Source organism: Streptomyces sp. NPDC017246, assembly GCF_044331325.1.
GTDB lineage: Bacteria > Actinomycetota > Actinomycetes > Streptomycetales > Streptomycetaceae > Streptomyces.
The window spans coordinates 389,655-412,821 of record NZ_JBIRMW010000003.1 but is presented as its reverse complement, the minus strand read 5'-3'; the positions used below and the strand labels follow the sequence as shown (position 1 = coordinate 412,821).

General features: G+C 73.5%; 11 protein-coding genes. 3 read left to right on the top strand and 8 right to left on the bottom strand.

Annotation, left to right across the window (positions count from 1 at the left end):
* Positions 1 to 144: 144 nt before the first annotated feature.
* The 3 genes from ACH4MY_RS10240 (at position 145) to ACH4MY_RS10230 (ending at position 15,408) form a co-directional block, all read left to right on the top strand.
* Positions 145 to 12,930 (top strand): amino acid adenylation domain-containing protein, encoded by a 12,786-nt coding sequence (locus ACH4MY_RS10240; RefSeq protein ID WP_398000252.1) that lies wholly within the window; start codon positions 145 to 147, stop codon positions 12,928 to 12,930.
* A gap of 339 nt (positions 12,931 to 13,269) precedes the next feature.
* A complete protein-coding gene (locus ACH4MY_RS10235) occupies positions 13,270 to 14,469 on the top strand; it encodes a S8 family peptidase (RefSeq protein ID WP_398000250.1) in 1,200 nt (399 codons plus the stop codon).
* Positions 14,470 to 14,586: 117 nt separating this feature from the next.
* Positions 14,587 to 15,408 (top strand): YqjF family protein, encoded by an 822-nt coding sequence (locus ACH4MY_RS10230; protein ID WP_398000248.1) that lies wholly within the window; start codon positions 14,587 to 14,589, stop codon positions 15,406 to 15,408.
* Positions 15,409 to 15,463: 55 nt separating this feature from the next.
* On the opposite strand, the gene ACH4MY_RS10225 is transcribed toward ACH4MY_RS10230, so the two are convergent.
* The 8 genes from ACH4MY_RS10225 to ACH4MY_RS10190 form a co-directional block, all read right to left on the bottom strand.
* On the bottom strand, positions 15,464 to 15,922 hold the full coding sequence (locus ACH4MY_RS10225) for an SRPBCC family protein (protein ID WP_398000246.1): 459 nt from the start codon (positions 15,920 to 15,922) through the stop codon (positions 15,464 to 15,466).
* A gap of 110 nt (positions 15,923 to 16,032) precedes the next feature.
* The gene (locus ACH4MY_RS10220) at positions 16,033 to 16,944 is read right to left on the bottom strand and encodes an amidohydrolase family protein (protein ID WP_398000243.1); all 912 of its coding nucleotides are present in this window, start codon (positions 16,942 to 16,944) and stop codon (positions 16,033 to 16,035) included.
* Positions 16,945 to 17,105: 161 nt separating this feature from the next.
* A complete protein-coding gene (locus ACH4MY_RS10215; protein ID WP_398000242.1) occupies positions 17,106 to 17,417 on the bottom strand; it encodes an L-rhamnose mutarotase in 312 nt (103 codons plus the stop codon).
* Positions 17,414 to 18,469, bottom strand: coding sequence for an aldo/keto reductase (locus ACH4MY_RS10210; protein WP_398000239.1), 1,056 nt, complete (start codon positions 18,467 to 18,469; stop codon positions 17,414 to 17,416). The genes ACH4MY_RS10215 and ACH4MY_RS10210 overlap by 4 nt, the downstream gene beginning before the upstream one ends.
* Complete coding sequence (locus tag ACH4MY_RS10205) at positions 18,466 to 19,227, bottom strand: SDR family NAD(P)-dependent oxidoreductase (RefSeq protein ID WP_398000237.1); 762 nt, start codon at positions 19,225 to 19,227, stop codon at positions 18,466 to 18,468. The genes ACH4MY_RS10210 and ACH4MY_RS10205 overlap by 4 nt, the downstream gene beginning before the upstream one ends.
* On the bottom strand, positions 19,224 to 20,582 hold the full coding sequence (locus ACH4MY_RS10200; RefSeq protein WP_398000582.1) for an L-fuconate dehydratase: 1,359 nt from the start codon (positions 20,580 to 20,582) through the stop codon (positions 19,224 to 19,226). Before ACH4MY_RS10200 ends, ACH4MY_RS10205 begins: the two co-directional genes overlap by 4 nt.
* A gap of 306 nt (positions 20,583 to 20,888) precedes the next feature.
* Positions 20,889 to 21,560, bottom strand: coding sequence for a FadR/GntR family transcriptional regulator (locus ACH4MY_RS10195; protein ID WP_398000235.1), 672 nt, complete (start codon positions 21,558 to 21,560; stop codon positions 20,889 to 20,891).
* A gap of 123 nt (positions 21,561 to 21,683) precedes the next feature.
* Complete coding sequence (locus ACH4MY_RS10190) at positions 21,684 to 23,141, bottom strand: polysaccharide lyase 6 family protein (protein ID WP_398000233.1); 1,458 nt, start codon at positions 23,139 to 23,141, stop codon at positions 21,684 to 21,686.
* Positions 23,142 to 23,167: the final 26 nt, after the last annotated feature.

The window sequence follows — 23,167 nt, the reverse complement described above, 5'->3', positions numbered from 1 at the left end:
CGCCTTCGGCGTGCGGGATGAAGATCAGTCATCATGACGGCAGACCAGAGCGGACCGGGCCGGACCGGGGGAGGTCGCTCTCGCGCGCGCCGTGAAGCGGGCCCTCCGTCGGGCAGGGCCCGGGCGGAACCACGGGGGGCACGGATGCGGGGCAACGGCGAGACGGTGTTGCTGGACGTGCTGACCGGTGCGGCGGAGGCCGCGCCCGGTCAGGAGATCGTTCATGTGGACGGGGACGGCGGGGAAAGGACCGTCTGCCACAGCGCGCTGCTCGCCGAGTCGCTGCGCGTCGCGGGAGGGTTCCTCGCCGCGGGCCTCTCGGCGGGGAGCCATGTGGTGCTCCCGGCCGAGCGGAGCGAGGAGTTCCTGCCGCTCTTCTGGGGTGCGGTCGCCGCCGGGCTCGTACCGGTGCCGCTCGCACCGGACGTACGGCGGGTGCTGCCCGTCCGGGAGTTCCTCGGCCGGCCGCCGATCGCCCTCGGCGCGTCCACCGCGCCCCTGCTCGGCGCCCTTCCCGACTCCGTACTGCCCCTGATGTTCGACGGGCTGCGCGAACACCCGGCTCCTCTGCGGCTGCCCGAGCGGGCACCCGGCGACGTGGCGTTCCTGCAGTTCTCCTCCGGCAGTACGGGGGCGCCGAAGGGGGTCGAGCTGACACATTCGGCGGTGCTGGCCAATCTGGCGCAGATCCGGGCGGCGGCGGGCATCACCTCCGTGGACGTGCTCGCCACCTGGATGCCGTACTTCCACGACATGGGGCTGATCGGCACCCATCTCGTGCCGCTGTCGGCCCGGATCAAGCAGGTGCGGATCGAACCGCTGACGTTCGCCAAGCGACCCGTACGGTGGCTGGAGGCGGCGGCACGGCACCGGGCGACGCTGCTCTCGGCCGCGAACTTCGCCCTGGCTCTCGTCGAACGGCGCGTGCCCGAGGGCTCCCTCGACCGTCTCGACCTCACCTCCGTACGGATGATCCTGGTGGGCGCGGAGCCCATATCGCCCGCTGTGTGGCGGGCGTTCGTCCGGCGGATGCGGCCCACCGGGCTGGCGGCGGACGCGCCGCAGCCGGTCTACGGCCTCGCCGAGGCCACGCTGGCCGTGACCTTCCCGCCGCCCGGCGAGGTGGCCCGGCCGCTCGCCCTGGACCGGGCGGCGCTCGGCCGCGGGCGGGCGGTGGACGCCGCACCCGGCCCGGACGCCGTGGAGCTGATGGACGTGGGCAGCCCTGTGCGCGGGTGCGCCGTACGGATCACCGACGCCGAGGGCGAGGCGGTGGAGGACCGCCGGGTCGGCCATGTCGAGGTGCGGGGACCGCAGTTGGCCCGCGGCTACCACCGTGCTCCCGAGGCGACGGCGGAGACCTTCGTCGACGGGTGGCTGCGCACCGGTGACCTGGGGTTCCTTCGGGAGGGACGGCTGTGTGTGACCGGCCGGTCCAAGGACGTCGTCTTCGTCGACGGGCGTACGTTCCACGCGGCGGACCTGGAGGAGGTCGCGGCCGGCGCGCCGGGGCTGGTTCGATGCCCCGTCGCGGTCGTGGGCTCCGCCGATCCTGCGGGCGGCGGCGAGCGGGTGGTCGTCTTCCTCGCACCCCCGCCACCCCGGGCCGACGTGACATCCGCGTTGCTGCGCGAGGTCGGCCGGCGGGTCCGCGAGGCTTTGGGCCATGACGACGTGAGGGTGCTGGCGCTGCCCGTACGGGCGATTCCGCGGACCACCAGCGGGAAGGTCCGGCGTGGGGTGCTGCGCGAGCGGTTCGAGGGCGGGGAGTATCCGGAGATCGCGGGGCGGGGGGCTGTCGGGGTGGCGGGGGGCGTTCCCCTGCCGGGGGGTGGGTCCCAGCCGGGGGCAGGGGGCGGGTCCCAGCCGGGGGTGCTGGACGGCTCCCTGCCGGGAGCACCGGGCAGTTCTCTCCCTGTGGCCGGTGAGGTCCACGCAGTCGGCACGGGCGGCGCGGTCGGATCAGTCGAATCGATCAGATCCGGCGGGTCGCGCGGCGACAGCGGCGCGCAGCCGGGCGACGTGGCTCCGGGGCCGGGGCCGGGGCCTCGTTCCCGGCCGGACGTCGAGGCGGTCGTGCTCCGCGTCTGGGCCCGGGTGCTTCTGCTGCCGGCCGAGGAGATCGGGCTGTACGACGACTTCCGGGCGCTCGGAGGCTCGTCACTCAAGGCCATGGAGGTACTGGCCGTCCTGGAGGACGAGTTCGGCGTACCCCTGCGCCCGTCCGACATGCGCGACCACACCACGGTGGCGGCGCTCGCCGGTCTGCTGCTCGCCGCCGGCGACCCCACGGCTCCGAAGACTCCCGACGGCCTCCCGTCACGTGTACCGCCGCACGGGCCGACCACCGCCGACGGCGTCGAGCCCTTCGTCCCCGCGGACCCCAAGCCCCACGTCGCCGCCCCCGTCGTCGCCGTGTCCGCCCTCGCGTGTCGCTTCCCTGGTGCCGACACGCCCGAGGCGTTCTGGGACCGGCTCCTCGACGGCTACGACGCCGTCACCGGCGTACCCGACGGGCGGTGGACGGACCCGTCGGACCGCCATGCCCGCCGGGGCGCCTTCCTCGACGAGCCGGCCGGGTTCGACGCCGGGTTCTTCGGGATCGGTGAGGAGGAGGCGCGGGCGACCGACCCCCAGGCACGCGTTCTTCTGGAGCTCGCGCACGAGGCCCTGGAGCGGGCCGGTTACGCCGGTCCGCGTCGCCGGGGGCGTCGGGTGGGTGTCTTCGTCGCGGCCGGCGACAGCGGCTACCGGCGTGTCCTCGAACAGGCCTGCGGTGAGGCGCGGTTGCCCGCGTCGGCGCTGACCGGGAACCTTCCCAACATGCTCGCCGCCCGCGTCGCGCACTGCCTGGACCTGACCGGGCCCGCGCTAGCCGTCGACACGGCGTGTTCCTCCGCCCTCGTCGCACTGCACCTGGCGCGCCGCAGCCTCCAGGCCGGCGAGTGCGACATCGCCGTCGTCGGCGGCGTACACCTCAACCTCACACCGACCGGGTACGCCCTCCTGGAGAAGGCGGGGGCTCTCTCCCCGACCGGGCGCTGCCACGCGTTCGGCGCGGCGGCCGACGGTTTCGTTCCCGGGGAGGGCGGCGCGGCCCTCGTCCTGACCCGTCTCGACGAGGCCGAGCGCGCCGGTGATCCGGTCCTCGCGATCCTGCGAGGCACCGCCGTGAACAACGACGGCCGTTCGCTGAGCCTGATGGCGCCCAATCCTCTGACGCAGCGTGAGGTCATCGCGCAGGCGTACCTCGACGCGGGGATCGACCCTGGGAGCGTCTCGTACGTGGAGGCCCACGGCACGGGCACTCCCGTCGGCGACCCCGTCGAGGTGCGCTCGCTCGCGCATGCCTTTCCTCCTCTTCCCGACGGACGGCTCCGGCTGCTCGGCTCGGTCAAGACCAACGTCGGACACCTGCTCAACGCCGCCGGCATGCCGAGTCTCGTGAAGGTCGTCCTCGCACTCGGACACAGGCGGTTGCCGCCGTCCCCACTCCGGGCCGCGCCCGCACCCGCGCTCGACCTGGCCGGTTCGGGCTTCGCCCTGGTGGACGAAGTACGCGACTGGGAGGCGCCGGGCCCGCTGCTCGCGGGAGTCAACGCGTTCGGCTTCGGGGGCACCAACGCCCATGCCGTACTGGAAGAACCACCCGCCCGACCGACAGCGCACCGGACACCGTCGGCCGGTCCCCGGCTGCTCACTCTCTCCGCGCACGGGACGGACGGGCTGCGTGCCGCCGCTGCCGCTCTCGCCGGCCGTCTGCGCACCCGCCCGGGCCTCGACGAGGGCGACGTCTGCGCCGCCGTCGCCCTCGCCCGTGACGAGGGCCCCGATCGCCTCGCCGTCGTCGCCGACGGGGATCTCGCGGCCCGGCTCGAAGCCGTACGCGACGGAGACACGCCCCTCGGCGCGCCCGTACGCGCCCGGGCGCGTCTCGTTCTCCTCCTTCCCGGGCAGGGGGTACGGCCGCAGGGGCGGGCCCGCGCGCTGTACGCCGACGCCCCCGCGTTCAGGGAGGCGCTCGACGAGGCCTCGGGCCACGCGGGTGCGATCGGCGGACGCAGTCTCGCCGCCTGGTGTCTCGACCCCGACGTCTCCCCCGACGCGCTCGCCCGAACCGATGTCGCCCAGCCCCTCCTCGTCGCGTACGGGGTCGCGCTCGCCCGCCAGGTGCGGGCGTGGGGGATCTCGCCGGACGCGGTCGCCGGGCACAGCGTCGGTGAGATCGCCGCGGCGTGCGTCGCCGGGACGCTCTCGCTCGCCGACGCCGTACGGTTCGCCACCGAGCGCGGGCGGCTGATGGCGGAGCTGTGCGCGCCCGGTGCCATGGCTGCCGTGCGCTGCGACGAGGAGACCGTCGCCGCGCTGGTGGCAGAGGCGCGGTTCGGCGGCGCGCTGAGTGTGGCTGCGGTCAACGGTCCCGACCAGGTCGTCCTGGCCGGGACCGAGGCCGCCGTCGAGCGTGCCGTGGCCGCGCTGTCCGGGCGAGGGATCACGGCTCGCCGCCTCGCGGTGTCGCGGGCCTTCCACTCCCCGCTGATGGATCCGGCCCTCGGCCCGCTCGCCGAAACCGCGGGGAGTCTTGTGCTCCGGCCGTCGGTGACACCGCTGATCAGTACGGTCACCGCCGCGTGGCAACCGGTCCTGGACCCCGCGTACCTACGGGACCACGCCCGTCGCCCGGTGCGCTTCGGCGCGGCGGTGGAAAGGCTGCTCGCCGACGGGTACGACACGTTCGTCGAGCTCGGTTCCGCCGCGCTGGGCGGCCCCGTGCGCGCCGTCTCGGCGGCGCATCCACGCGGAGCGGGGGCGGTCGCGCTCGCGGCCGGTGACCGGGACGGCGCACGGGGCCTCCTGGAGACGGTGGGCCGGCTCTGGCAGCGGGGCGTGCCGCTGGACCGTACGGCGATGGATGCCGGGCGAGGGCGGGTCACCGTACCCACGTACCCCTTCCAGCGGCGCCGTTACTGGCCCGGCGCCGCTCCTCGGCCCCGGCCGCTGCTGCACCGGATCGAGTGGACCGACGCCCCGACGACCGTCGGCGCCGGTCCGCGTACCGTCCTGCTCGCCGGTCCGGACTCGGCACTCGCCCGCGCGTTCGCGGACCGTCTGACGGGGCGGGGTGTCGAGGTCCGGCGTGCCGGGAGCCCGCTGCCCGACAGCACCCGGACAGCTGACGGTGGCGCCCTGTCGGGCCGTGGTCCGCTGCCCGGCCCTCGTACCGCGACCGACACCGGTCCGCTGCCCGACGGTGGGCCGACGGCCGACGGCGGTCGGGAGCTGGACGGCGGTCCGGCGCTCGACGGCGCGACCGCCCCGGAGGTCGTCGTGCTGCTTGCCGGTCCGGCCGTGGAGCCGGACTCCGCCGACGCGCTCGACGCCGCGCATCGGACCATGGTCGCGGAAGTCCAGGGCCTGCTGCCGGAGCTCGCGCTCCACCGCCCACGCGTCCTCGTCGTCACCGAGGACGTCCACGTCACCGGCGTCGGGCCGGAGCGGCCGCGCCCCACGCAGGCGGTCCTGACCGGGCTGACTCCGGCACTGCCCGAGGAGTTTCCCGGTGTCGCCGCACTCAGTGTCGACCTGTCCTCCCAGGAAGGGATGGAAGCGCGGCTCGACGCACTCGCCCACGAGCTCGCGGCCCGGCCCGCTGCGCCGGAGGCGGGGCGAACCGCGCCCGCCGTCGCCTGGCGGGCCGGTCGACGCCTCGGCCGGAGCGTCGAGCCCGTCGACACGGCTGCCGAGTCGACGGCTGACGGGACCGCCTCGGTCGCCGTGGAACCCGCGTCCTCCGAGGCGGCGCTGCCCGCCGACGGCGTGTATCTCATCACCGGGGGCGCCGGAGGGGTCGGCCGCGCGCTCGCACGGGACCTCGCGGGGCGGGGACGGCCGACTCTGGTGCTGACCGGGCGCTCGGCCGAGCCGCCCGCCGGACTCCTCCCCGAGCTCCGCGCGCTCGGCGCCACCGTGGAGTACCGCGCCGCCGACGTATCCCGCGAGGCGGACGTCGACGTGCTGCTGGCCGGGCTGCCGCGGCTCGACGTGCTCATCCACGCGGCCGGAGTGGTGCGGCCCGGCACGCTGCGGGCCAAGTCGCCCGATGAGGTGGCCGCGGTGCTCGCCGCCAAGACGCGGGGTACGGCACTGCTCGCACGGGGACTTCGCGAGCACGACCTGCGTCCTTCCCTGTGTGTGGCGTTCTCCTCGGTCGCTTCGGTCCTGCCGGGTCTGTCGGGGGCGATCGGCGACTACGCCGCCGCCAACGCCTACCTCGACGCCTTCGCCGCCGCGGAGCATGCCGCCGGCCGCCCGTGGAAGGCGGTGAACTTCGCCGCGTTCGCCGATACGGGCCTCGCCGCCGGTACGGGGCTCAGCTCCGGCACGGGGCTCAGCTCCGGCACTGGGCTCAGCCCTGACACGGGGCTCATCTCCGGCACTGAGCACGGCACTGCCGTCGGCACGGGGGCGGGCTCGTCGGCCCGGGCCACCGGCGCCGCGCGCGGACCCGCTCCGCTCGCGACCGGCGCCGCGCTGGAGGCTCTGCGTGCGGCCTGTGCCACCGACGCCGCCCGGCTGATGGTCGCCGACCTGGCCACGGGGGCCACCCGCCGTACACAGGCCGCCCCCGTCGCATCCCCGTTCCCGAAGGACCGGCCCCCGCACGTCATGTCCCACCCGGCCCCGGCCCGGTCCGATGCCCTCCCACGTGCGGGCGGCCACCACGCCGAGGAGGCAGGCACCGCCGTGGGCGTCCTTCGGCAGCTGCTGTCCGAGGCGCTCCGGGTGTCCCCGGACGAGCTCGGTGACGACGTACCGCTGCTCGGCCTGGGCCTGGACTCGCTCATGGCCGTCGATCTGGTGAAGCGCCTGGAGAAGGAACTCGACCGCGCCCTTCCCATCACCCTGTTCTTCGAGCACCGGACCCTGGGGGAACTCGCCGACCAACTCGGCAGCGCCGAGGGCCACTCCTCCGTTTCCTTCTCTCAGCCGTCCGGGCCGGCGGACTCGGCAGACGACAGCGTCCCCTTCCCCCTGACTCCGGTCCAGCTCGCCTTCCACGCCCAGGCCGGGCTGTCCCCGGACGTCGCCGCCTACGGGTACGTGACCCAGGACGTGCGCGGCCCGCTCGACCCGGAGCTGCTCGGCGTGGCGCTCGGTCGGCTCGCCGACCGTCACGCGATGCTCCGCATCCGCGTCGCACCCGGGGGATCTCTGCCCACGCAGGCTGCCGTGCCTCCCGGCCCCGAGGGGCGGATTCCCGACTGGTACGAGGTCCGTGACCTGCCCCGCACCCACTCCGTCGACGAGGAGCTGTCACAGCTCGAAGAGACCCTGTGCAATCGCCCGTTCGACCTCGCCGTCGAAGCTCCCATCCGCGCGGTGCTCGCCCGCACGGGAGACGCCGACTCCGCCCGTCTCGTGCTCCTGGTGCATCACGCCGCAGCCGACGGTTACAGCCTCAACGTCCTCGGCGAGGAACTCTGGGACCTCTACACGGCCCTGTCTCAGCGGCGCGCCCCCGAACTCCGGCCACTCACCGCACACTTCGCCGCCCACGCGGCACACGAGCGGGCCGACCGGTCGGAGGCGGACCTCGCCGAGGACCGGGCGTACTGGCGTGCAGTGCTCGCCCGCCGGGGCGAACCGCTCGCGCTCCCGTACGACGGCGATCCGCTGGGTCTCCCCGAACCTCCGCTCCTCGCCCACCAGGTGGCCCCCGGCCCCGAGCTGTCGGCCGCGCTGCGCGAACTGGCGGCCGCACACCACGTGTCCCTCTTCCACCTCCTCCTCGCGGCGTACGCACGCTGCCTGTCCCGGTGGAGCGGAGGCCGGGAGGACGTGTCCGTGAACGTCGCGCGGGCACGCCGCGAGACGCGGCTGCCGGGCATCGACCGGCTGGTGGGGCCGCTGGCCGACACCCTGCCGATCCCCGTCCACGTCGGCCCGGACGACTCCGTACGGGCGATCGCGGTACGGCTCCGTGACGCATGGCCCGAGAGCGAACGGCACGGCAGGCTCACCAGTCTCGACCTGGCCGGGCTCCTTCCGACGGACGGGACGGGACCGCGTACGGCGGCGCCCGCGTCGTTCAGCTTCGCGCGGTTCCCGGTCTCCCTCGCCCCCGACTGCCCGGTGGAGGTCCGCCCGGCCTCGGCCGGAACGGCCACGGCCGCCACCCGGCTGAGTCTGCTGTGCTGGGAGTCCGACGGGGCCCTGTCCTTCTCGTGGAACTTCCCGGCACGGCTCTTCGACCGGACCACGATCGTCCGACTGGCCTCCCAGCACCTGGCCGAACTGACCGGGGCGGCCGCGCTCTCGCGCTCCGCCGGAGCATACGAGTCCGCTGGCGGAGCCGGGCGAACGATGCCGGCACCTGTCCCCGAACTCCCCCGCCACACCGAGCTCCCCCTCCCGGAGTTCTCCCACCCCGCCGACGACCCCTCGGACATCGTCGCCCGCCTGCGCGCGCAGGCACGGGCGACCCCGACCGCGGTGGCCGTCGACACGGGTGACGGTCGTACCGTGACCTACGCCGAACTGGACCGGGCGTCCGGCGCGCTCGCCGCCCGGCTGCGCGCCCACGGCGTGGCCCCGGGTGACCTGGTGGGACTGCTGACCGAACAGGGCGCCGATGCCGTGACCGGCGTGGTCGGCATTCTGCGAGCCGGGGCCGGATGGGTTCCGCTGGACGCCGCCCATCCCCCCGTACGCCTGGCCGACCAACTGAGCAGATCCCGTGCCGGTGTCCTCGTCTGCCATGCGGCGACCCGGGCGTCGGCGGCAAAGCTCGCCTCGGACACCGGCGTCGCCCTGGTCACGACCGACGACCGCTCGCCCGAGCCGTCCACCGACGGCGCCGAGCCTGCGGCCGCCCCCGGCCCCGACTCCCTCGCCTACGTGATCTTCACCTCGGGCTCCACCGGGCGCCCCAAGGCGGTCCCGATCACCCGTCGTTCGATGACCAACTACCTCGACTGGGCGCTGGCCACCTTCCGGTACGCCGAAGGCGACCGGCTCGCCCAGACGGCCTCGCTGTGCTTCGACGCGTCGGTACGACAGCTCCTCGCGCCCCTGCTCGTCGGCGCCACCGTGGTCGTCCTCCCCCGGCAGCTGCTGCGGGACCCCGAGGCGCTGCTCGACCGGGTCGAGCAGGCCCGTATCTCGGTGTGGAGTTCGGTCCCCAGCCTGTGGTCCCGGCTGCTGGAGGCCGCCGAGACCCGGATACGGGAGGGCGGGCCGGCACCGGACCTGTCGGCTCTGCGCTGGATCCACGTCGGCGGCGAGGCATTGCCGCCCGCCCATGTGCGGCGCTGGTACGACCTGTTCGGTCCCGGTCACCGGATCGCCAATCTGTACGGGCCCACCGAGGCCACCATCAACGCCACCTTCCACATCATCGAAGGCCGCCCCGCCGACGACGTCCGGTCACTGCCCATCGGGACGCCCCTCAGCGGCACGCGGATCGACGTGGTGGCACCGGACGGGCGGCGCTGCGCGCCGGGTGAACCCGGCGAGCTGCTCATCGCGGGCGTGGGGCTCACTCCCGGCTATCTGCACGCGCCGGAGCTGACCTCCGCCGCGTTCACCGAGCGCGACGGGCGCCGCTGGTACCGCAGCGGCGACCGGGTCCGGCGCGACGAGCGGGGCGTGCTGGACTTCCTCGGCCGGATCGACGACCAGGTCAAGATCCGCGGGCACCGGGTGGAACCGGGCGAGATCGAAGCGGTGCTGCTCACGCATCCGGCGGCGGCCCGTGCCGCCGTCGTGCACCGGGACGGGCGGCTCGGCGCGTTCGTCGAGCTCAGACCGGGCGTGACGGCACCGGATTCCACGGCTCTGCGCGCCCATCTGGCGGGGACACTGCCGGAGTACATGCTGCCGGCCCGGATCCATGTCATGGCCGAACTCCCGGTGACCGGGACGGGGAAGATCGACCGTGCGGGGCTCGGCACGCCTGCCACCGGTACCGGCGGGCCGGTGACGACAGCGACGCGGGGGACGGCCGCGACGGGAGGGGAGACCGCACCGGGAGGGCCGACCACGCCGGATGAGACGTCCTCCCCAGGAAGGGCGTCCACGCCAGGAGGGACGGCCACGCCGGGACGGACCGTTCCGGCGACGCCGACCGAGATCCTGCTGGCCCGTGTCTGGTCCGAGTTCCTCGACGCGGACGAGGTCCGGCGCGAGGACGACTTCTTCACGCTGGGCGGTGACTCCCTGCTCGTCCTGCAGGTCTTCGCCCGCCTCCGCGAGAGGATCCCGGCCCTGCCCAGGCCCACCGTCGTGTACCGCCACCGCACGCTGGCCGCGCTCGCCGCCGCCATCGACGGCGTCGCCCACGAGGGGCACGGCGTCGCCGACGAGGGGCCCGGCATCACCGGCCAGGCCCCCTGCGTCGGCGAGGGCTCACACGGCGGCCCGTCGCCCTTCCCTCTCTCCCCCTCCCAACGCGGATTCCTGCTCGCGGAGGCGATGGCGCCCGGCTCCCCCACGGCATGGCTCGCCGGACTGCGGATCGACGGGCCCCTACGGACCGCCGCGTTCCAGCAGGCCGTCGACGTCTGCGTCGCACGCCATCCGATGCTGCGGACCGTGTTCCCCGCGGGAGCCAGGCCCCCCGTCCAGCAGGAGCTTCCGCCCAGCCTGCGACTCCCGGTCGACTTCGAGACCCTTGCCGAACCCGGCCTGCTCGCGTCACGGATCGCCGACGAGCGCGCGCGCCGTCTCGAGCCCTGGGCGTGGCCGCTGCTGCGTCTGCGGATGCTGACCCTCGGGCCCGGACTCGACGAGCATGTGCTCGTCGTGCACGCCCACCATCTGATCGGCGACGGCTACAGCGTGGCGCTGCTGGGCCGTGAGCTGCTCGCCGTCTACGACCGTGTGGTCCGGGGGGAGCCCACCGAACTCCCGCCGCTGCGGGGCACGTTCCGCGACCATGTCGCCGCGCGGGAACGCGCGGCCGCGTCCGACGGCCCCCGCCGGGCCCGGCTCGACACGCCGTACCGCCGCCCGGTTCTCTGGCGCCGCGCCCGAACCGGCGCGCCCGACAAGGACCCGGAGGCGGCCCCGTACCGCTCCACCGGTTTCACCCTCAGCACGACCGAGGTCGCGGCGCTGCGCCGGATCGCCACCGACGCGGGTACGACGCTGTTCGCCCCGGTCCTCGCCGCGTACTACCGGACGCTGGCCGTCGCGACCGGGCAGGAGGATCTGATCCTCGGTCTGGCCGTGTCCGGGCGGGACGACGCGCATCCCGATGCCCATCTGGCGTTCGGCCCGTACGCGGCTGCCGTACCGCTGCGGCCGGGCCCCGGATCCCGTGAGGGGAGGAAGGCCGGGGAGGCAGAGACGGAGCGCCGTACGTTCGACGAGGACCTGCGCGCGGTGGTGGCGGAGGTCGAGACGGCGCGTGCGGAGGGGGTACGGACTCCCCGGAACGACGGTGGGCTGCCTCCGGTGGCCCAGTTCTTCTTCACCTTCCTGGACTTCTCCGCCCTCGGCCCGATGAGCGGCGACATGCTGAGGATGCGGTGGGACGATGCCGACTCCGTCCTCGCGCCGCCACCGGTGGGGACGGACACGTTCCTGGCGGTGCGGCCGGTGGGCGACGGAGAACTGCGGGTGACACTTCGCGCGTCCGCGTCCGCGTTCCCCGACGAGGCGGCGTTCGCCTCCTTCGCCGGCGCCCTGCGGCGCGGGATGACGGAGGGCACGGAGCGTACGAGCAGCCCGACGCGGCACCCGCGTCGGGCAGCGTTCCGCGAGGGCCCGTCTCCCGACGTCCTGGACTCCGCGCTCATCGGGTACCTTCCCCCGCCCGGCCGGCTCACCGCGCTCGCGGCCCTCGGCGAACCCACGGACGGGGCGGTGCCACGTGAACAGCTCCGCGAGCTGCTCTTCCCGGGTGGGGGTCCGCGGCTCGTGGAGGAGATCGGCACACCGCTCGGCCGGTCCGGGTTCGTCTGCCTTCCCCTGTTCGCCGACGAGCTCGCCTCGACGCCCGATCTCGCCGGCCGCACGGCCCGGGCCGTCGCGTACGCGGCGTCGCTGGGCGCCCGGAGCGTCTCGCTCGCGGGCATGATCCCGTCACTCACCGCGTACGGCTTCGGGGTCCTGCGCGAGACGGGCGCCGACACGGCGACCGCGCTCACCACCGGGCACGCGGCGACCGCCGTTTCCGTGGTCAAGACCGTCCAGGCGGCCCTCGTCAGGACGGGCCGTGAACTCGGCGGCCTCGCCGTCGCCGTGGTCGGCCTGGGCTCCATCGGGAGGTCGTCCCTCGAACTGCTCCTCACCCTCGCCGACGCGCCGCCCGCCAGGCTGCTCCTGTGCGATGTCGCGGGCAGTGCGCCGCGGCTGCGGACCCTGGCGGAGGAGCTGACCGCCCGCGGTCTCGCCCGGAACATGGAGATCCACGAGTCCGGCCCGGCCGCTCTGCCGGCCACCGTGTACGAGGCCGATCTCCTGGTCACGGCCGTCAGCGGAGGGGACACGGTGCTCGACGTGTCGCGGCTCCGGCCGGGCGCGATCGTCGTCGACGACTCCTTCCCGCACTGCTTCGACACCACGAGGGCGCTGGCCCGGATGCGGGAGCACCGCGACGTCCTGATCGTCGGCGGCGGCCTGCTGACCGTCGGGCCGCTGGAGCGGCGTACGGCGCCGGGGCTGCCGGCGGCCGCGGCGGCGGGATACGCGGCCCGGTCCTGGCTCCCGGGCACGATCGCCTCGTGCCGCCTGGAGTCCCTGCTCCATGCCGCACATCCGGAACTCCCTCTGGTCCACGGCCTGGTGGACGCCCGGCTCGCACGGGCCCACTGGCGGGTCATGGAAGCGGCGGGCATCACAGCGGGCCCACTGCACCTGCTCGGGCAGGCGGTCGCCACGCAGCCCGAGGACCTCGACGGCTTCCCGCCCCTACGGCGCACCTGACCCACCCGGACGACGGTCCCCGACCGCCGGCACCCGAAGCAGCGGGGCGCCGGCGGTCGGCAGGGTGCCGGTCGCGCGGGACGGACGACGGCGGAGCCCGATGACCCACTCACCGCGCTGACAGCACTGCACCCGCCCCACACAGGAAAGTGCCCATTTCCCGCAGGAGTTGGCGGGAAGACGTGCGCGAGATGGAGGAGGTGCGGAGAGAATTTTAAGAAACCTTGTTGAATAACGCTTTACCCCTGGTTCGCTCTTGATTTGCTCCTGCCAACCCGCACAGGGTTTCTCTCGAACGTTTGACGCCCCACACGTCAACACGAGGAGAGAACCACCTTCATGGCAACTCACAAGCGATCCCACGGACTTCGCAACGCGGCCATAGCCACAGCTACCGCTGCCACGGCCGCCGCCGCACTGTTCGCGGGGAACCTCGCCGGGGCGGCCGCCCCGGCCGAAGGGACCGTGCACGGACTCGGCGCCCCGGGCGCCGTCTCCGGCAGCTTCGTCGTCATCCTCGACGCATCCGCGAACAAGGCGGATCTCGCGAAGAAGTACGGCGGCACCCTCACCCGCTCCTACGGCTCCGAGGTCAACGGCTTCTCGGCGTCCGGTCTGTCGGTCGACGAGGCCAAGCGCCTCGCCGCCGACCCCGCCGTCGGGACGGTCGTGCAGAACAAGCACTTCAGCATCAAGGAGACGCAGGAGCAGCCCCCGTCCTGGGGTCTGGACCGCATCGACCAGGCCGACACCGCCGGCGACCAGAAGTACACCTACCCCGACAACGGCGGGGACGGGGTGACCGCGTACGTCATCGACACCGGCGTCCGGATCTCCCACCAGGACTTCGGCGGCCGGGCGACCCACGGCTTCGACGCCGTGGACAACGACGACAGTGCCGACGACGGCAACGGCCACGGCACCCACGTGGCGGGCACCATCGCCGGCACGTCCCACGGAGTCGCCAAGAAGGCCAAGGTCGTCGCCGTCCGCGTCCTGGACGACAACGGCTCCGGCACCACCGACCAGGTCGTGGCGGGCATCGACTGGGTGACCAAGAACCACTCCGGTCCCTCGGTCGCGAACATGAGCCTCGGCGGCGGCGCCGACGAGGCGCTGGACGCGGCGGTGAAGCGCGCCATCGCCTCCGGCGTGACCTTCGCCGTGGCGGCCGGCAACGAGTCCTCGGACGCCGGACAGGGCTCGCCCTCCCGGGTGCCCGAGGCGCTCACCGTCGCCTCCAGCACCAAGGACGACGAGCAGTCGGACTTCTCGAACTTCGGCTCCGTCGTCGACCTGTACGCGCCGGGCTCGGACATCACGTCGGCCTGGAACGACAGCGACACCGGCGTCAAGACGATCTCCGGAACGTCCATGGCCAGTCCCCATGTGGCGGGGGCCGCGGCCCTGTACCTGGCCGCCAACCCGTCGGCGACGCCGGCCGACACGGCCGCCGCGCTGACCGGGGCGGCGACGCCGGACGCCATCAAGAACGCGTCCGCCGGCACGGCGAACAAGCTCCTGAAGGTGGCGCCGTAACCTCGGCGCACGACGCGCCGGGGTGGTCCCTCCCGTCGCGGTGAAGCAGTGAAGAGGTGGCCCTCCACACACCCGTGGAGGGCCCCTTTTCTTCGCTCGGTGCCGGATACTGCTGCGATGCCGCAGATGCCACCCGCCGTGCAGCCCGAACCGATATCGGCCGACCCGCCGCACCGCGCGGACCGCACCTTGCTCACCCAGTCCTGGCTCGACCTGGCCTTCCTGCACTGGGCCGTGGACCCCGCCGACGTGGCGCCGCTCCTGCCCGCCGGCACCGTGCCCGACACCCTCGACGGCGTCACCTATGTGGGCCTCGTCGCCTTCCGGATGCACCGGGTCGGCTGGTTCCGCCTCCCCGGGATCCCCTACCTCGGCACCTTCCCCGAGACCAACGTCCGGCTCTACTCCGTGGACGGTCACGGACGCCGTGGGGTGGTCTTCCGCTCGCTCGACGCGTCCCGCCTGATCCCCGTCGCTGTCGGACGGTGGGCGTTCCGCCTCCCGTACGTCTGGTCGCGGATGAGCGTCCGGAACGAGGGCTCCACCGTGACGTACAGCAGCAGCCGGCGCTGGCCCGGTCCCCGCGGGGCACGCAGCGCGATCAGTGTGGCCGTGGGCGAGCGGGTCGAGGAGCCCACCGCGCTCGAACATTTCCTGACCGCCCGCTGGGGCATGCACAGCTCGTTCCTCGGGCGGCCGCTCTATCTCCCCAACACCCACCCGCGCTGGCCGCTGCACCGCGCCCGGCTCCTCGATCTCGACGAGACGCTGCTCGCCGCGGCCGGTCTGGGGCGGCCCCTCGGCGCGCCCGTGAGCGTGCTGTACTCTCCCGGCGTTCCCGTCCGCTTCAGCGGCCCGCCGCGGCGTCCGGACGTCGTGTCCGTCCCGCGCCCACGCGACGGACACGCATCCCGACAGGAACACGGCTACGGCGGATAGCGCGCTCCCGCTTCAGAACGAGACGATTCCACCTCAGCGCGGGGGCGATCCCGCCTCAGCGCGGGGCGATGCCCGCCTCGGCCGCGGCCTTGATACGGGCGCCGAAACCGTCGGCGTCCTTGCGGGCGGCCGCGAGGGCCAGGCCGACGAGGAGTCTGCCGATGCCGTGCCCTTCGAGGACGTTGTAGAACCGCACCCGGGTCCGGCCGTTCGCGAGGGGCTCCAGGTCGTAGCCGCCCTCGGGTGCCGTCACGCGGTTCTTCGAGACCTCGGACCACCGGAGCTTCACGGGGGCTTCGAACGCGGTGACGCGGATCTCCCTGGCGGTCTTCATCCCGGCGTCCTTGACGGTGCTGCGGAAGACGGTGCCCACGGCGGTCGGGGCGTCGGGAACCCGCTCGATCCTGAGCACCCGGGGACTGAACTCCGGATCGTTGCGTCCGTCGGCGAGGAAGGCGAAGACCTCGTCGACCGGCCGGTCGACCTCGAACGTCGCTTCGAACTGTCCTGTCATGGGGCACCCCAGATCGGTCGATCCGCTGATCGGTCGAGCCGCGCCCCCGCCCGCGCGTCCGTCGACGAGGCGTTCGCTCTCGCCGTACCACCGCCACTGCCGTAGCGGCATCACGACCCTACGTGACCACCGGGCACGCCGCCCGGCGAGCGGCGCTGTCCGTCAGACGTCGCCAGCCGGTACGTCTCCGCCGCCGTGCCGCCGAAGACGGCGGCCCGCTCCGCTTCGCCGAGCCCGTCCGTGAGCTCTCGGGCGGTCGCGAGAGTCCGGCCGTACGACGCCGCCAGGGTGCAGACGGGCCAGTCCGAACCGAACATCAGACGGTTCGGGCCGAACGCACCGAGCAGGGTGTCGGCGTACGGGCGGAGGTCGCCCACGGTCCATGTCCGCCAGTCGGCCTCGGTGAGCAGGCCCGAAAGCTTGCCCACGGTGTTCGGCAGGGCGGCGAAGGCCCGCAGACCGGCCGCCCAGGGTTCGAGCTCCCCGGTCGCGATCGGCGGTTTCGCCGCGTGGTCGAGTACGAAGGTCAGCTCCGGCAACGCCTCCGCCGCGGCGGTCGCGGCCACCAGCTGGTGCGGAAGGATCACCAGGTCGTAGACGAGCCCGGCGCCGGCCACCGCCCGAAGGCCCCGGCGGACGTCGGGGCGGAGCAGCCAGGCGGGGTCCGCTTCCGCCTGGACCTGGTGGCGGATGCCGACCAGGTGCCCGCCGCCCGGCAGGGCGAGCAGCTCGGCCAGGGTGTCGGCGACGGCGGGCGCCGTCAGGTCCGTCCAGCCCACGACACCGGCGACGAGGTCGCTGTGGTGGGCTGCGGCCAGCATCTCGGGTGTCTCGTCGGCGACCGTCACCGTCTGTACGAGCACGGTGGCCGTCACCCCGGAGGCGACGGTCTCGGCCCTCAGGTCGTGCTCGGTGAAGGTGCGGCGCAGGGGGGCGAGCGCGGGTCCGGTGATCCAGTCCTGCTCACGTACGGCGAGGTCCCAGAGGTGGTGGTGGGCGTCGACGACGAACGGGCCGTTCACGGCCGCTCCCTCCGCAGCGGCCTCTTCCGCGGCCGCACCGCTCACAGCGGGCCCGCCCGCTTCGGGCCTGCTCGCTTCGGGCCTGCTCGCTTCGGGCCTGTTCGCTTCGGGCCTGTTCGCTTCGGACCCGACAGCTTCGGGCCCGCCCGCTCCGGGCCCGTTCACAGCTGCCACACCACGGGCAGTCCGGCGTCCGCCCCTTCGCCGGAGTAGTCGTGCACGACGTCCAGGAGTTCGGCCATCCGGGCCTGCCACTCCACGTTGACCGGCAGTGTCTCCAGTTCGGCCAGGAGGCGGGCGTAGTCCTCGCAGTCGAGCAGATGGAAGAGGTCCGTGCCGCTGCGCCAGATCGTCCAGGACGTACAGCCGGCGGCCCGGATCGCCCGGGTCAGTTCCAGGGGGACTTCCCGGTGCGCCCGCTCGTACGCGGCGATGCGGTCCGCGCGGACGCGAGTGTGCAGGGCGATCCTCATCGGCCCCTCCCCTGCCCCGGCACGGGGGCGTCGTCGGGCAGATGGTGCGCTTCCCGCAGCTCGTCCCAGAGGGCGGCGGGAATCTCCCGGGCGAGCAGGTCGGCGGCGTCCGTGGCCTCCGCGGCGCTGCGCAGGCCCAGGAGGACGCCTGCCACGGCGGGATGCCCCAGCGGAAAACGTGCCGCCACGGCTCGAAGGGGCACTCCGTGGCGCTCACAGATCTCCCGCAGCCGAAGGGCCCTGCCCAGCGTCTCCGGGGACGCGGCCGCGTAGTCGTACCTGGCGCCCGGGCGCGGATCGGCGAGGAGACCCGAGTTGAACACGCCTCCCGCGACGATCGACACACCTCGGTGCAGTGCGGCCGGCAGCAATTCGGCCAGGCCGCTCTGGTCGAGCAGGGTGTAGCGGCCCGCGAGCAGGACGACGTCGATGTCCGTCTCGGTGACGAAGCGGGTGGGTGTCGCCGTCTGGTTCATGCCCACGCCGACGGCCCGAAGGACTCCCTCGGCCCGCAGGCGTTCCAGGGCCGGGTACGCCTCGCGCAGGGCCTGGTCGGTGTGGTCGTCGGGGTCGTGCAGGTACACGATGTCGACGTGGTCGAGCCCGAGGCGTTCCAGGCTCGCTTCGAGGCCGCGCCGGACGCCGTCCGCGCTGAAGTCCCAGACCCTGCGGTACGCGGCGGGTACGGCGAAGCCGTTCGCGAGGTCGTCGCCGGTCGCCCCGGGGTCGGGCACCAGAAGGCGGCCGACCTTCGTCGAGACGGTGTACGTGTCACGGGGCCGGTCCCGCAGAAAGGCGCCGAGCCGCCGTTCGGACAGGCCGAGGCCGTAGTGCGGGGCCGTGTCGAAGGACCGGATGCCGCGGTCCCAGGCGGTCGCGAGGGTCTGGGCGGCCTCCTCGTCGGTGACGCTCCGGTAGAGGTTGCCGATGCCGGCCGCGCCGAACGCGAGGCGGGTCGTCCAGGCGTCGGTCCCGCCGATGGGGACGCGCTCCGGGCCGGTGCTGTCCCCGTCGGGGCGGACTGTGCCGGCCCGGTCCGCGCCGGTGCTCATGTGCCCGCCGGTCGGAGTCGGAGCCCCGCCATGCCGCCGTCGACCGCGAGGGCGGTGCCCGTCACCGAGGCGGCGGCCGGGGAGGCGAGATAGACGACGGCCGCGGCCACCTCGTCGGCGCTGACGAGTCGCCCGGTGGGCTGGCGGGCGCTGAGCGCGGCGCGTTCGGCCTCCGGGTCCTCCGCCGCGTCGAGCAGGCGGGCGACCCAAGGGGTGTCGACGGTCCCGGGGTTCACGCAGTTGACGCGGATCCCCTCCCTCACGTGGTCGGCGGCCATGGCGAGGGTCAGGGAGAGGACCGCGCCCTTGCTGGCCGAGTACAGCGCCCGTCGGGGCAGGCCCGCGGTGGCGGCGATGGAGCAGATGTTGACGACGGCGGCGTGCTCGGAGCGGCGCAGATGGGGCAGAGCGGCCCGGGTCGTACGGACGACCCCGAGGACGTTGACGTCGAGGACGTCGTGCCACTGGTCGTCGGGGTTGTCCTCGACCGTCCCGGCGGCGCCGATGCCCGCGTTGTTGACGAGGATGTCGATGCCGCCCAGCGTGGCGGCGGCCGCCTCTACGGCTTGGCGTACCGAGGTCTCGTCGGCGACGTCCGCGCGGAGGGCGGTGAGGTGGTCGGGCGTCGCGTCCGGGTGGAGGTCCAGGACGGCGACGGCGACTCCGTGGGCGTGCAGCGTCCGTGCGACGGCGAGTCCGATGCCGGAGGCGCCGCCGGTGACGACGGCCCGCAGGCCGACGAGCGGGGGTGTGGTCATGCGGTCACCTCCAGAGTGACTTCGTTCGTGGCGCCGGTCGTGGCGTCGTTCGTGGCGTCGTCGGATCGCGCGAGGTCGGCGGCCCAGAACGTGCCGTGGGGATACAGGAACATCGCGAGGGAGGCCTCGTGCATGTCCGCGGAGAAACCGGGGCCCAGCGGCGCCGTGTACGAGCCTCCGCGGACGACGGCCGGGTGGGTGAAGTGCTCGTGCAGATGGTCGACGAACTCGATGACCCGGTCCTCGGTGGTTCCGCTGAGCGCCACGTAGTCGAACATCGCCAGATGCTGGACCAGTTCGCAGAGTCCGACCCCGCCGGCGTGGGGGCAGACGGGGACGCCGAACTTCGCGGCGAGCAGCAGTATGGCGAGGTTCTCGTTGACCCCGCCGACGCGGGCCGCGTCCAGCTGCACGATGTCGACGGCGTCCGCCTGGAGGAGCTGCTTGAAGACGATGCGGTTCTGCACGTGCTCGCCCGTCGCCACCTTGACCGGCGCGACGGCGGCCCGCACGCGCGCGTGTCCCAGGATGTCGTCCGGGCTGGTCGGCTCCTCGATCCAGTACGGGTCGAACTCGGCGAGCGCCCGGGTCCACTCGATCGCCTCGGTGACGTTCCATCGCTGGTTGGCGTCGACGGCCAGGCGGATGTCCGCGCCGACGGCCGCGCGGGCGGTGCGGCAGCGGCGTATGTCGTCCGCGAGATCGGCGCCGACCTTCAGTTTGATCTGGGTGAACCCCGCGGCGACGGCCTCCTCGGCCAGTCGGGTCAGCTTCTCGTCGGAGTAGCCGAGCCAGCCGGGCGATGTCGTGTAGGCGGGGTAGCCCTCGGCTCGCAGGCGCTCCTCGCGTTCGGCCCGGCCTTCCTTGCCGCGGGTGAGGAGGTCCAGCGCCTCCTCGGGCGTGATCGCGTCGGTGATGTAGCGGAAGTCCACCTGGGAGACGAGCCATGCGGGGTCGGCGTCGGCGAGCAGCTTCCACAGGGGTTTGTTCCGCCGTTTGGCGGCCAGGTCCCACACGGCGTTGACCACGGCCCCGACGGCCATGTGCATGACGCCCTTCTCCGGTCCGAGCCAGCGGAGCTGGCTGTCGCCGATCAGCGCTCGGCTGACCAGCCCCGGGTCGGCGCAGAGGTCTTCCACGGAGCGACCGACGATGTGCGGGCGCAGTGCTTCGATCGCCGCGACCTGGACATCGTTGCCACGCCCGATGGTGAACGTGAAGCCGTGTCCCGCCGGTCCGTCGGGCTCGTCGGTGCGCAGGACGAGGTAGGCCGCGGAGTAGTCGGGGTCCGGGTTCATCGCGTCGGACCCGTCGAGTTGGCGGGAGGTCGGGAATCGGATGTCGTAGGTGTCCATCGCGATGACCCGCGTGATGTCAGTGGACAACGGGGTTCCTTTCACACCTGGGCCGCGTGCGCGGTGTTCGACGTCATCTGTCCGACGCACACGGAGCAGCCCCAACCCTCAGCACAGATCGGGTGATTGGCCTGTCGAGCGAGAACGATACGGCGCCCGCGAGAGCCCGGGCAAGTAGACATCGGATGTTTCTCTCTCGTCGAGAAATGTCCGCCGGCCGACCCGGCACCGACCGGGAGCCGTACGACGAAGGGCGCCCGTCCCCCTGGGGAACGGGCGCCCGAGTCCTGCCACCGCCGCGGGGCGTCACAGCACGGTGTCGAGCCAGCGCACCACGTTGGAGATGTGGATCGTCGCCCAGGCCTCCGCCGTGCGCGCGTCGCGGGCGGCGAGCGCGTCCAGGATGGCCCGGTGCTCCGAAAGGGTCCGGGCCACCGCCGTCTCCTCGGTGATCCCGCGCCACAGCCGGGCCCGCACGGTGGCTCCGGAGATGCTGTCGAGGAGGGAGCAGAGCAGCGGGATGCCGGAGGCGGCCGCGATCCTCCGGTGGAACTCCAGGTCGCTGGCGACGAGTTCTTCCAGGCTCGGGGCCTCGCCGAGCCCGTCGAGAAGCTCCGTGAGCTCCCTGATCTCGTCCTCGGGGATGCGCTCCGCCGCCAGCGCGGTCGCCGCGGGCTCCAGGATGCCCCGCACCTTCAGGGCCTGGAGCGCCTGGTCGTCCTGGTGGAAGTCCAGGACGAAGGAGACCGCTTCGAGCAGCAGGGGCGGTTCGAGGCTGGAGACGTAGGTCCCGTCGCCCTGCCGCACGTCGAGGATGTTCAGCAGGGAAAGCGCCTTCACCGCCTCGCGCAGGGAGTTGCGCGACAGGCCCAGCTCAGCGGCGAGGTCGGCCTCCTTGGGCAGCCGGTCCCCCGGGCGCAGCGCACCGGAGACGATCATCTCCTTGATCTTCCCGATCGCCTCGTCCGTAACTGCCAAGGCGTCCTCCTGTGCACGGCGAAATACATCGGATGTGTCTGCTGGCCGTCAGCCTACTGCAGGGGTGAGGCCGGGCCGGCCGGGAGCGGGCTCACCGGCCGGCCGTCCTTCACGGCGGCGGTGTCACCGGGCGTTCGGGCCCACGTCCGCCGGTGTCAGGGGACGGTTTCGCGGCGTGATCGTCGCGTACTCGTCGGCGCCGACGTCCCGGAGGCCCCCGCGCGGGTCGCCGTCGATGTCGTGGGTGACCGGCGCCGGGCTCAGGGTGGCCGCTCCGATCGCCCGGCTCGTGCTCGACAGCCGGTACACGCCGTCGGTCCCCCGTACCAGTCGGGGGTCGGCCCGTACGAACCCTCCCGCGGGGATGTTCCCGTCGGCAGCGGCCCCGAACAGGATGTTGCTCTGCCAGGTGAAGCGGACCGTGGTCGCCATCTCGACCAGGGTGCCGGTCTGGCCGACGAGCAGGTTGTCGGCGATGGTGACGTCGCGGGGCTCGTGCGGGCGATGGCTCTCGCCCGACAGCCCGTCCGCGTTGTCGAGCAGGGTGTTGTGGGCGATGAGGACACGGTCGGGCGCGTCGTTGCCCCGGCGGGCCTCGGCCGACTCGCCGGGGACGTGGTCGCGTGCCGTACCGCTGCCGACGACCATCGCCCGTCCGGTGAGGCCGGCCAGGTAGTTGTTGACGACGACGTGGTCGTTTCCGTAGATCCGTACGCCCTCCTGGCCGCCGATCAGGTGGTTGCTCTCGACGCGGGTCCGGTTGCCGTGTCGCAGCACGATCCCGCCGAGGCTGTTCCGGATCGTGTTGTACCGGATGACGTTGTCGGAGCTCTTCACGGAGATCGCCTCGGGATCGCCGTCGGCCCGCTCGAACAGGTTGTACTCGACGAGCGCGTGCGCACTGGACAGGGCGCGGGGGCTGACGCCGAGCCGGATCGGCTCACCGCCGTTGGAGCCCGCGAAGGTGTGGTCGGAGAAGTAGTTGCGGTGCACGTGCACGCCCTGGGCCATGGCCTCGCTGCCCGCGCCCTCGATGCCGAGGAAGATGCCGAGCGTGGTCTTGCCGTGGAAGTGGTTGCGGTCGATCACGGCGTCGTCGCCGCGCACCATGACCCAGTGCAGCCCCTCGATGTCGGCGAGCTGGAAGTCGTTGCGGGTGAGCCGGATGTACGTGCAGTTCGGCGGGATCTCCAGGGTGGTGCTCTGGCGGAAGGAGAAGCCGCTCACCGTGACGTCGCTGGAGTCGTCGAAGACGAAGCTCCGCTCGCCGCGCAGGACGGCGCCGCCGCGCGAGGCGGCGACGATGGTGATCGGCGCGCTGCGGGAGCCGTGCCTGCCCGTGACGGTGAGGGGCTTGGCGGCGGGGACGGTGTAGGTGCCGTTCGCGAGGACGATGCGGGTGCCGGGGCCCGCCGCGTCGATCGCGTCCTGGAGGTCGTCGAGGGAGCTGACATCGACGGTGGCGCCCCGTACGTGCGCGTGGGTGTGCCGGGAGGCACTCGCGTACGCCGGGGTGGAGAGGGGCAGGGCGGCCGCGGCCGCTCCTGCCGCGGTGCCGGTGAGGAACGTGCGTCGTTGCATGGTGCCTCCTGGTCGAACGGGGGTCA